Origin of the sequence: Methanofollis sp., assembly GCF_028702905.1 — an archaeon.
Classification (GTDB): Archaea; Halobacteriota; Methanomicrobia; order Methanomicrobiales; family Methanofollaceae; genus Methanofollis.
The window spans coordinates 1-11977 of record NZ_JAQVNX010000067.1; the positions used below are offsets into that span (position 1 = coordinate 1).

The following is an 11977-nucleotide window of genomic DNA, read 5'->3' on the forward strand; positions in this document are numbered from 1 at the left end:
ACGTGCCGGCCTGCGAGGAGGGCGGCGACGAAGGAGGCCCGCTCCTCTCTGAGGACTTCGGCGCCGGTCCTGGTCCCGAGACGCCTCGCCTCCTGGTCGTTGGTGAAGGGGAGGCGGGTGGTGAGGTCGGGCATATCGCCTTCGAGGAGGCCGCCGATGAAGAGGTACGGGACAGAGAGGTGCTGGAGTTCGCGGATGCCGACGACCTGCACGGCATTGCGGTTCTTGGGGGGAGCGGCCCTTGCCCCGGCAAGGAGGAAGTTCAGAGTGGAAAAAAACCCGGCAAGGTTCACCGGACGGGCCGGCACTCCGGGCGCTGCATCGGCGAGGGAGTCGAGGACCTGGAGGAAGGCGGCGAGGTCGCGCCCTTCCTGGGCGCAGAGGACGGGGTCGCCCCCTGCCGGGAGGTGGCCGCATCCCCAGCGGTCGAGGAGCGAGCGAAAGGCGGCGAGGTGTTCGGGGATGGTGCGGGTGCCGTCGAGGGTGGCCAGGTCGGCGAAGAGATCGGCAAGTCTCTCCCTGACCCCGGCGATCTCTGTCACTTTTCTGTCGTCCTGACCCTCGGCAAGGGCGGCAAGACGCGGGTCCCAGGCGTCGGCCCCGCCGACGATGTTTGCCTCCCGTGCCAGGGCGTCCACGGTGTCTCCGTCGGTCCGGCCTGCCGGGTGAAGATAGGGGGAGGTGAGAAGGGCCACGACATCCTCGCGCCGGTAGGACCGGGCAGGGGTTGCAAGGACGGTCGTGAGGGCCTGGACAAGGGGAGAGCGCGTGAGAGGCAGGCCTTTTGAGGGGGCATAGGGGATCCCGAAGTCGGGGAAGACCTCGGCGACGAGTGCCGCCCCGCGGGAGAGGTCAGGGAAGGCGACGGTGATCTCCCCGGGTCTTGCACCCGCGTCGAGGAGTGCCCTGATCTCGCCGGCTATCCCCCGCACTTCATCGACCCGGTCGTTCCACCGTGCGACCCTGATCTGATCGCCGGCGGTCCACGTGGTGTCTGAGAAGAGGCCGGCGACCTGGCGGCGCGGGGGGTCGGCCTCCGCGGGCGGCGGGACCCGTTCAACTTCGCCGAGCCACGCGCCCCCGTCGCCGCCGACGGTGGGGAGGGCGTAGTGGAGCAGCGCCGCCCGGTCCCTGATGGCGCAGACGAGCGCTTTTTCCAGGGGCAGCTGTTCGATGGAGCCATAGACCCAGACGGTGCCGGTGCTTGCCTCGCTGTGGTCGAGAAGCCAGCGCTCTGCCCAGAGGAGGAGCAGGGCGGTGCTGACGAGGCGGTGCTCTTGAAGGTACTCCCTGTAGGCGTCCCGCACCCACGCGATCTCCGCACTCTTCTCCCCCTGCAGGTCGCCGAGGGCCTCGGGGTAGGCCACCTGCCTGTAGGCGATCTGGGTGATCAGGCTCCTGAGTTCCTGCACTGTCCCCGGGCTGCCCCGCCCTGCGTGCGTCAGGAGGGGGAGGCGGTCGGCATGCCTGGCGAGGAGGTGGGTGAGGATGAGGGTCGCCTCGGTCTCGTCGATGAGGCGCTCGCCTGAGGCGTGGTCCTCGAAGAGGGTGCGGGCATACCCGGCGAGGGTGGTCACCCTGCTTGTGATGACGGCGGCGTCCTCTTCGTCGAGGCGGTGGAGGGCCTCCCGCACGAGACTGCCGGTAGGGAGGACGAGCCAGCTGCCGAAGGGGTCGGCGGCTGCGGCGGCACGGAAGGCGGCGATGAACTCGTCCAGGCGGTCGCCGGGGAGGATGGGGTAGAGGGTGACGGGCATGGTCTTTTCGGGAGAGGATGGGGGAGGAGGGAGGATGAAGGTTGTTGTTTGTGAAGAGCTATCGCCTCGATCACTTAACAGTGTTTTTCCTCCTGTTCAAAAGGAGCAACCGTCCGTGGAGGGACAACCTGCGTTTCGATATATCTCTCTGCAAACCCTTTCACAAGGAGCGTCTCCGGCACATAGGAATCATATTTTTCCCGGACCAGATCACCGTACTTCTGTGCGATCTCGTTTTTTGATGGACACGTCGAGAGAATATCTGTGTAAAAATTCATGACCCTGTCGGGCGATGCTCTCTGATAGAATAGAGCAATTCCTCTCTCCAGGACATCGAAACCTCCCCAGCACGACCCGAGGATCATGAGGGTACGCAGGGCGGCCGATCCTGCCCAGGGAAACCAGTATGTGCCATTCAAGACCGGCACCAGATCGAACCCGGCAACGCCGACGGACCGGGCGACAGATCGGGCCGAGGTAAGGAGCGCTTTTCCCGGTGTATCGAGATATGCGGGGACAGTGTCTGAGAGAAGCAGATCCCGCATTGTCCGGTGAACGACCGGGTGAATATCAACTGTTCCTCCCCCCGAGAAATATGGCACCTTGCCGCCGTGCGACGGCTGAACAAGAATCTCTTTCCTCTCAAGGTCGACATTGAGGACCTCCCAGCGCCGCCCTGCAAGGATCAGATATTCCAGCGCCTCTATACCATAGGTCGGTGCGATGCTCCCGATCTGTTTGCTCTTCCAGAGCACCTTCATCTCCGGCTCCGTCGGGAAACAGGCATAGAAGTCCATACGGTGGACGATCCTCTCTCCCCGTAATCCTAAAATCAACAGCCCCTCGGGATCCTGCTCGATCAGATCGGACTCGGCCATGCTCCGCAGGATGCCGGTGAACTCGGACGGTGTCACCCAGGAAAAAGCCCCTCTCTCCACGAGTACATTATAGAGGGTGGCCGCCCCGGCCCCGCCTCGTTCGGTGATCACACTCAGGATCTGCTGGATAAGGGTTGAGTAATGTGGCAGGTCTATCTCGGGAGGTTCGCACCACCCACGGAGCATGAGATTGGAGAGGGCAAGTGCACGGAGAAGAGAGGGATGAAGGCGATCGACAAGATCCATCTCAGCCTTCTGCGACTCCGGCACGAACATGATCATGACCGCCGGTGCTCCCTCCCGCCGCCCGCTTCTTCCAAGGCGCTGGCAGAGAGAGTGCACCGACCACGGAACCCCGATCTGTCCGATCCGGGATACATCTCCAACATCGATGCCGAGTTCAAGAGTGCTCGAACAGAATGTCGCAGTCGGGCGCCCGGACTTCAGGGCCGTCTCTGTCTCCTCCCGCTCGACTCTGGAGAGAGACCCATGGTGGATCCTGAAGAGATTGGGCAACTGTTCCTCTTCGAGGGACCTTTTCACTTGATCTGTATAGAGTTCCAACTTCGACCGGCTGTTAATGAAGATCAGGCTGTTTTTTCCGTAGAAATGCTTGATGACATCTTCAGAGAGTTTTATGAGGGCCGGATCCTCGTCTCCGTCATCTTCTGAAACTGTATCAAAGAGATACCCCTTGATCAGGAAGGAGATCTCCTTCTCTCCTCCATGGCCGGCGATTATCCGGACGCTCTCCGGATCTCCGGGCGACAACCACCTCTGTGTTGCAGGAAGATCGCCCAGTGTCGCGGAAAGACCAATGATGCGGGGTCTTAACGCACTGATCTGAGCGATCCTTGTGATGAGACTCTTCAGGTGCATGCCCCGCTCAGTTCCGATGAAGGCATGGATCTCGTCGATGACAATGAATGGCAGGGATCGAAAGAGGAGGTGTACCTCTGAGGAGTGGTTGATGAAGAGGGACTCGATCGACTCGGGCGTGATCAGGAGCACCCCTGACGGTTCTGAGAGAAACCGTTTTTTCTGTGCACTCCCGACATCCCCGTGCCACTTGAAGACCGGGATCTCTGCCGCCTCGCAGAGATCCTCAAGACGCCTGAACTGATCATTGATGAGGGCCTTCAGCGGACCGACATAGAGTGCGCTGATCCCTCCCTCTCGCCGCCCAATAATATCAGAGAGTATCGGGAGGAAGGCCGCCTCGGTCTTGCCCGATGCCGTCGCTGCAGAGATGATCAGGTGCTCTGTGCCATCTTTGACTGCAAAGATGGTCTCGACCTGGATCTGGCGCAGTTCGCTCCAGCGCATCCTGTACAGTTCCCTCTGTATTGCCGGATGGAGCAGGGAAAAGGCGTCTCGTACCAGATATCTCTCCTCCTGCTCACTTACAACCTGAAGGTCACGAGGTCGTCGTCGTCCCCAAGAACCCTCTCACTCTCTGGTGTATCTCCAGATGGCATCGTCGACGGTCCGGAAAGGAGGTCTTCCCAGCGTGTTCCGGGGTTCTGCTCAAGCACAGAGAGCAACCCGACAAATTTTTTCACGGCTTCTCGGGGGGTCTGGTAGAACTCCGCTCCCAGTACCCCTGAACAGTGACCCATGAATTGTGTGATGCCCTCATCAGGGATCAGATACACAGAGGGGTCCCCTCTGGCGAATACATTCCTGATATTGTGGAATAGGACAAAGAGGTCCTCGGGGGTGAGGTTGTCCAGCCTGATCACCGGGCCGGAGTTATCTTTCAAACCATTGACTGCAAATTCGTTTTCATTGAGTCGGGAGGCGAGAGCCTCGTAACTTGCGATCCCCCGGCGTGGATCGGCAAAAAATTCGTCTGTCCCTGCGAAGATAAACCCGATACCCGAGACACTTCCCTGCAGACAGTCGTTCACGATACGCAGGATCATCTCATAATTTGCGTTCCGTGCCTGTGTGCTGTTAAGACGATGGGAGAGCACTCCCATCTCGTCGAGATTGACAATGAGCCCTGCGTATCCTGCCATCCTGACAAAAGCCGCCCAGAGTTTGAGGTAGTCGTAGATGTTCTGGTCCCGGACGACTGTCCTGACGCCAAGGTCGTTGCGTGCCTCTGTCTTTGTTTCATACTCCCCGGACAACCATCTGAGAGCGGAGGACATGAGAATCTCGTCGCCCCGCTGGAAACCCTCATAATACCGCCCGATAACACTGGCAAAGTCGTAGCCGCTGACAAGGTCCTGGAGAGGCAGCAGTTCCTGATGGATTGCGTGGACGACCTCTGCGTCCCCTTTTCCTTCCTGCTTGAGACGGTAGTCGAGGTCTGAGACCCAGCGCTCGATCACACTTGCAAGAGCACTGCCTTCAGGCTTTGCGCGGGTGGCCATGGAGTGTATCAGTTCGGTATACAATGCCCTGGCCTGCCCTCCTGTGGCATGGAGGCGGCGGTCGGGCGTGATATCTGCCTGGACGACCACAAACTGTTTTTCCAGTGCGACGAGGCGGGAAAGATTCAGGAAAAAACTCTTTCCAGAACCGTAACGGCCAATAACAAAACGGATTGTGGCCCCTTCATCGGTAATCCGGTCAAGATCCGTTATGATCGCGTTGATCTCATCTTTTCTCCCGACCTGAATGTGCTGGAGGCCGATCCGGGGGACGACGCCTGCCTGCAAAGACTGGATAATTGCGTTCCGTTCACGTGATTTTATCTGAACCATAATTTCATTCACCCCTTCATGAAGAGATCAGGTCCCGGTAGACCCGTATTGATTCATCCTCATCTTCAAGAAGAAAATCTCCCAGTTCTGTTTCAGCCCAGACATTGATCGCTTCAAGCGTCGCCTGAGGCATGCAGTGGTGACACTGGACAAGATGAACAAACTCATCTTTTGTCCAGACCTCTGCGGTGAGAAGTTCTTCTAGGACCGGCACATAGCGGGGCTGAAGCCCCTCCATGCCATGACCTGAGGAGGACGTCACCTGTACGCTGATATCCCCCTGTGTCTTCTCTCTGTCGAAGACAAAGTCTCCGCACTCTGTTTCCTCCTTTGCAAAGACCTCACCGAGGATCTCTGAGACTTCTCTGGTCTCATCCAGGATCCGGGCAACGGCCCCCTTGTCGATGGCGAAGGAAGGGGTGGCCTCTGCGGCAGGCGTGGGGATGAGTTCCCCGCCCGTAGTTTCCGTCCCGCTGCGAACGACAACAGGAGCATCTGCAGGATCAATGCTTCCGGTACGAGCTAGGAGCCACTGTAAATATCCTTCTTCGATCTCCATCGCCTTGAAGATCCGGTCGAGGCTCTTTTTTTCTCTGGGATCAACATCTCCATCGGCCCTGGCCATCTCGACGAGGTACTGAGCGACCGAGAGACGCGTCTCCGGTTCAAGTCCTTCTTTCAGTCTCTTGCCAAGCCGCGTCAGTGAGGGGGGATTCTGGAGATAGAGATCTTCCAGTGCCTCAAGGCACTGGTGCTCGAAGGGTGTGAGTGTGAGCGTCTCGCCAAAATATGCGCGGAGGTGTGCACGTTCTTCGGGGTCGACACGGCCGTCTGAGGCGGCGATCCCAATCCCGAGTTCAAGCATCAGGGCATATGAAGGGAATGATGGGCTCAAAGTCCCTGTGTCGTCGGCAGGGAGGGGGAGGAGCACGAGTTTTTCCTCCCACTGATACCCGCTCCCTGCATGGCGGGGGTCGGGAAGGAGCACATACCCGCCGTCGTGCACGGTCTGGGAGAGGTCCCGGCTCTGTGTGGAGGTGAGTCGGTCGCGCTTTTCGATCTCGACGACGCTGGCAAGGGCGGAGACAGGGACACGTGCCCATGGATTTTCCTCTCTGTGATCCGTAAAGAGGCGGTCCCAGGCATCCTGATCCGGGTGGGGAATCGTCAATCTCAGTTCTTCTGGCAGGCAGGCATATGCCTGCCTTGTCATTGCCCCACCGCTTTTTGAGATCTGGGTTAAAAATGGTCTGATCTCCTGTACACAACTCTCCCATAGGGTAAACAGAGGGTTGAACTGCTTTTTGCGCCCGAGGGGATGGGGAATAAGACAGGATACATGAGTCATCCCTCGTGTATCGGGGAGATATGTGAGAATACTTGGGCTGGCTGGTTTATACTCCAGTTTATTGAGAGATTTTGCAGGACCAACGCAAAGGCCGCCATCGAAGTGGGAAAGATATCGTGTCTGGAATACTCTTTCCAGATAGGAGGTCTCTTTCTTAACCACAGATGGGATGGGAGTCCCGGAGAAGTGGCGTGCGACGCTGTAGGCCAGTTGCCAGGGGATTGGTTTCTCTTTTTGAGCATACCAGGCAAGTGCGACCCGCGTCCCGGCTTCGGTGAGTTCGGTCATGTCCGGGAAGTACTCGTTGAGATCTCCCTCGGTCAGGGTTTCCAGTCGTAGTGCTGCCACATATGCGAGAAAACTACCGAGATATGTATTGAATGAATGTGATGTACGATATCTGTCCAGAAGACGCCGAACTTCGGGTACGATCAGATCATGGTCTTTTCCGTCGATGAGTGCCCGTCTTTCAAGTCCGTAGAAGTACAGGAAGGCATACCCGATCTCGTCGAGATCTCTGGTCTTCCCGGTCGAGAGCCATGAGAGGTACCTCGCCCTCTGGTCGGGAGTGATCTGGGAATAACGCGGCCAGTAGGGGAGAGACGGAGTGTCGGAATTATATGGTCGACCTGATGGCAGCGTTGTGTCCAGGCAGGAGGCTTCGTCGGGAGAGACACTGCCGTGTGACCAGTAGGTGAGAGGATCGTTGATGGTGTATCCATGGAGCGTGATGGGTGTGCGCATCCCGGCCCAGAGAAGGACATTTTTCTGTGAGGTCTGTGTACCTGCTTTCCTTGCATTCCGAACGGCAGCAGGCGTCGTGCCCTGCGTGGATGAAGGGGGATGAGGTACAGTGTTGTTCGTAGCCGCCTTGAGGTTTCGCGTCTCCTGATCCGGGCTTTTTTCAGATTTTTTCGTATTGTCCGGGGGATGAGGTACGTTTTCGGTTTTTGTTTGTGAAGCACGGAGAACAAGGAGAATGAACAACCCGAATATAAAAAGGAGAATTAATAGAACACCAAATATGCCTGACATACGTCAACACGATACATAATATTACTCATCGTATAGATGCCTTATCATTTTCATCCCTTTTATGGTGCCACATTTATGGAATTGCTGCCCTTTGTACATCTCTGCTTGACTGGATGTCTGGATCTCTCGTCGGAGTTTGGATCCGTGAGGTCGGGGAGAGCGGTGCAAAAAAAGAAGATGGCCGATCAGTTCCCGCCGACCTTGCTGAGGTCAATAACCCGTGCATCAGGCCGCGCCTCGGTGAGGAGCTCGACCGTCTCCGGGTGACAGGTGAAGTAGAGGACCTGCATCTTCCCGGCCAGGTCGGCGATCGCCCGGCACCCCCTCTCCTTTCTGTCCGGGTCGAAGTTCACCAGGACGTCGTCGAAGACGACCGGGAGGGCGGCGTCGTGCTTGCCGAACTCGGTGATATAGCCGAACCGCAGCGCAAGGTAAAGTTGCTGCGCCGTCCCGAGACTCAGGTCGGTGATCTCCTTCCTGTTCCCGCTCCCCTCTTCGACGACGACGGCCTCGGCATCGATCGGGCGGTAGATCTTCTGGTAGCGCCCGCCTGTGATCCCGCTGAAATACCGGGTCGCCTCCTGAATGACCGCGGGCTGGCGTTCCTTCTCGTACTTCTCGATAGCCTGGTGGAGGAGGTGGCCTGCGATCACCCTGACCGCCCAGGCACGGGAGGCCTCGGTGAGGTCGTCGTGGAGACACCGCAGTCTCGCTTCGTCGGCGGCCGCGGGGTTGTCCCCTTCGAGTTCTTCGATCTCTTTCAGGAGACGGCCGCGCCTTTCCCTCTTCTCATCCCCTTCAGATGCGATCTCCTCCAGGCGCCCCCTGCACTCTTCGACCGTCTCTCCAAGATCGACGCGTTCGGTGCTCTCCAGACGCGTGACAAAGGCCGGGAAGGCCCGGTCTCCACCCGCCGCCTTCTTCAGGCGGAGTTCGGCCCCTGCCTCCTCTTTCACAAGTCTGCTCCTCTCATCCAGGATATGGGCATGCTCCCGGAACATCTCCTCGTCCGTCACCGATGCCTGCAAAAAGAGGTCGGCCCTTTTCCTGGCCACATCTTCCTGTCTTTCAACGATCGATTTCTCTTCCTTCTGGATCCGGGCGTACTCCCGCACCAGGTCCTCATGCCGCCTCTTGCACTCACTCTGCTCATCAAGGGACGCCACCGCGTTCTGCACCTGCACCTCGACCGAAGGGGCAGGGCCGGCCCCGATGGCGGCAGCGACCTCCCCTGTCGCCTTCTCATACGTTGCGATCGTCTCCTTCAGTCCCGCACACCGGATCCCGGCCGCGTCCAGCGCCCTGATCCTGTCCTGTGCCGTCTCGATTTTGGGGATGATCCCAAGGACGACTTCCGGCGTGAAAGAGGCGTCGAGGGAGACGGCATGCAGCCATGCCTGCCACTCCTTGCCAGTCTCCTTTTTCTCCTGTGCATTCGCGGCAAGGGCCGCCTGTACGCGTTCGAGGTCTGCAGCAAGACCGGCGTACGTCGTGCGGGAAACCTGCAGGGCTTTCTCCAGCCTCTCCCTCTCCTGGATGGTGTGCACCTCCCTGTCCAGTGCAGACCGTCGGGCATTGATCGCGGAGAGATCCGGGATAGTTGAGAAACCGCACATTTCTGCCTTTTTCCTGAGCGCCGCCTCCTGTTCGGCAAGAGCCGTCTCCTTTCTCTGCCGCACCCGGGCCATGTCCAGGACGTCGTCGCCTGCCGGCATGTCGGCAGGCATCGCGCTCCCGATACCTCGGAGGTAGATCCCTGCAAGCACCAGCATCAGGAGGAAGATACCGCCGCCGACGATGAGGGAGTCCATTACCGCTCCGCCGGCAAGAGCGACCACACCTGCCGCCACGATCACCAGGGCCGGCCAGCGGGGGAGAGAAACCCCGCGGACTGCCGCGTCCTGTTTCAGCTGTGTCCCGATCTCGGCCTCCGTCTCGATGAGACGGTCGAGTTCGTCCTTCGCCTTCGACCAGGCCGGGACCTCGACGCTCAGGTCGTCGAGGGCCGCTCTTTTCTTCTGCACCTCTGCGAGTGATCCGGTGACGGGGAAGGCGGAGAGAGTCGCCTCGTCTCTCTGTATCCCTGCCTGCACCTCCCTTTTATTTCCCTCAAGGCGACCGGCCTCAGGTGTCCGGGTCCTGCCCTCCTCGTCGAGACCGGAAAAACGGACCCGGAAATCTTCGACCTTCTGGCGGGTCCGGGCCGAGACGTCGAAGGTGGCGAGGGCCTCACCCTGCAGGCCGACCTGCCCGGAGAGGGTGGCGACCTCCTCAACGAGTTTCTCCCTCTCCTTGACGGCCTCGTCGTACGAGTCCAGATCGGCGAGATACTTTTTCAGGCCGTTCTCCAGGTCATGGATCCTGTCGGCGTGGGTACAGACCACCTCGTCGACAGTGCACCCGGCGAGGTCCTGGGCGGCCTGCCGGAGATCGCGGCGGCACGCCTTCAGTTCCTCCTCCAGTTCCCCGGCCTTCTCGACGAGACCCCTGAGGATCTGAACGCCGTCCTCAGGGATAGGGGCGACCTCAGGGAGATCGGACAGATGTCTCTTCGTCTCGGTATAGGCGACCCAGTCGTCCCGGACGGAGAGCAGGTTTGAGGCGTCCTGCATCTTCTTCCTGATCGTCTTCTCCTCGTCTTTCAGGTCTGCAAGAGTGCTCTCTAATTCTTTCAACTCGAACTGGAGACTGTCGTACTCCTCCTGCGTCCCGGTGCAGTGGCGCAGGTCCTTCTCCAGGTCGGTGATCTCTGAGAAGATCTCCTTGATCCTGATATCTTTCCAGGCCCTCCCGGGTTTGAAGAGTGCGTCCTGGTCCTTCCGGATCTCTGCCTGGACGTCGGCGATCGAGCCTCTGGTGATCCCGATGCCGGCACTCATCACCCTGTTCTGGATCGATCCGGCAGAGAGACTCTTGAAGTCGCTCAGTTCGCCGATGCCGAAGGCATAGACATTCTCGAAGAACTGCCGGTCGGCCGTGCCGATGAGGTCGGGCAGGGTACAGACGGCAGGGCTTCCGTCGGCAGAGACAAGCAAGGGGTCGGTCCGCTTTTCTGAGCGTTCGAGGAGCACAGCCCCATCATTGGGCGTGGTCAGTCGCAGCCACCCTCCCCTATCCCCGCCATTCAGAGCGGGGTAGGCGTTCGGGCCCGGTTTTTTAAATCCGAAGAACATCCGGCGGATAAACTCAAGCAGGGTCGACTTTCCCGCCTCGTTCGGCCCCGTGATGACGGTGAGGTGAGGGGAGAGTGCATCGAGTTTTGTGTTGTGGAAGTGGCCGAAGCCGTCGATGTAGATCTCCTTGATCTTCATACTCTCTCCTCCTCGGGCTGCAGGAGGTCGAGGAGATAGGTCTCGGCCTCTCGGATCAGGTCGGGGATCTCCTTGGGGCTGAGGGGATCACACTTCTTTCCCCTCTTATCATCGGCGAGGTCCTGGAAGAGGGGCATGAGGGTCTCTGCGGCGTGTGGGTCCTGCTGGAGTGCGTCAGAGATCCGCAGGATGTCGCCGACGAGGTCCTCCCGCCGGGCGAGGGTTTCGCGGTCGATAGGCAGGGCCGTGCGGTCGGTGATCCGGTCGATATATACCTCTGGCTCGACCTCCCTGAGATGGTCGGCAAGGCCGTCGGCCGCCCCCTTCTCCCGGAGAGAGCGGTGGACCTCCCCCCTGCCGGTGAGGGTGAGGCGACAGCAGACCTGACGGCCGCCCCTCTTCTCCCGTATCTCGTCGAGAGTCTCCAGGATGGCGGTGTAGAGGTCGTCGAGGGTGTCGATGCCGTCGATAGAGAGTGCGGCGTCCTCCCAGCAGATCTCCGCGGTCTCCACAAAGGTGGGTACTATGGTGCCGTCAGGTCTGACCGCCACATGGTAACACCCCCGCGGCCCTGACTCGCCGATGTCGCGCCCCTGCGGGATGCCGGGGTAGATGATTGCAGGGTCGGCCTTGCGGACAACCGTGGGCATGTGGATGTGCCCGAGGGCCCAGTAGTCGTACCCCCTTGTGGTCAGGTCTTCTTCCGAGCAGGGGGCGTAGGAGACGTGTTCGCCGGTGCTGCTGCCGAGCGTGCCGTGGAGGAGGCCGATGGTGAAGGGCCAGTCAGTCTCTTTCTCCGGGAACGTCGCGGCGAGGTTCTCCCAGACTGATGAGCGGGGATAACTCATCCCGACGATGGCCGCCTTTCTTACCCCATTTTTCTCAAAGAAGACAACTTCCGGTCTGTCATCTGCCAGAATATGGACGTTCTCCG

Annotated in this window: 5 protein-coding genes and 1 pseudogene; all 6 read right to left on the bottom strand. The window is 59.5% G+C overall.

Features of this window, described 5'->3' with window-relative positions:
- Nucleotides 1–1757: pseudogene (locus PHP59_RS08655) on the bottom strand (PD-(D/E)XK nuclease family protein); the annotation flags it as partial.
- A gap of 74 nt (nt 1758–1831) precedes the next feature.
- On the bottom strand, nt 1832–3961 hold the full coding sequence (locus PHP59_RS08660) for a DEAD/DEAH box helicase (protein WP_300166064.1): 2130 nt from the start codon (nt 3959–3961) through the stop codon (nt 1832–1834).
- A 77-nt stretch (nt 3962–4038) separates the two neighbouring features.
- A complete protein-coding gene (locus PHP59_RS08665; protein WP_300166066.1) occupies nt 4039–5349 on the bottom strand; it encodes an ATP-binding protein in 1311 nt (436 codons plus the stop codon).
- Nucleotides 5350–5365: 16 nt separating this feature from the next.
- On the bottom strand, nt 5366–7441 hold the full coding sequence (locus PHP59_RS08670) for a TerB N-terminal domain-containing protein (RefSeq protein WP_300166068.1): 2076 nt from the start codon (nt 7439–7441) through the stop codon (nt 5366–5368).
- A 476-nt stretch (nt 7442–7917) separates the two neighbouring features.
- Entirely contained in the window at nt 7918–11043 is a 3126-nt protein-coding gene (locus PHP59_RS08675; RefSeq protein ID WP_300166070.1) for an AAA family ATPase, read from the bottom strand.
- The coding region (locus tag PHP59_RS08680) for a hypothetical protein (protein ID WP_300166072.1) at nt 11040–11977 on the bottom strand (938 nt) is incomplete at its 5' end. The genes PHP59_RS08675 and PHP59_RS08680, both read right to left, overlap by 4 nt.

Excerpts from the sequence above, each read along its gene's own strand:
- PHP59_RS08660 (WP_300166064.1), bottom strand. The coding sequence starts at position 3,961 with ATGCGCTGGAGCGAACTGCGCCAGATCCAGGTCGAGACCATCTTTGCA.
- PHP59_RS08665 (WP_300166066.1), bottom strand. The coding sequence starts at position 5,349 with ATGGTTCAGATAAAATCACGTGAACGGAACGCAATTATCCAGTCTTTG.
- PHP59_RS08670 (WP_300166068.1), bottom strand. The coding sequence starts at position 7,441 with ATGCGCACACCCATCACGCTCCATGGATACACCATCAACGATCCTCTC.
- PHP59_RS08675 (WP_300166070.1), bottom strand. The coding sequence starts at position 11,043 with ATGAAGATCAAGGAGATCTACATCGACGGCTTCGGCCACTTCCACAAC.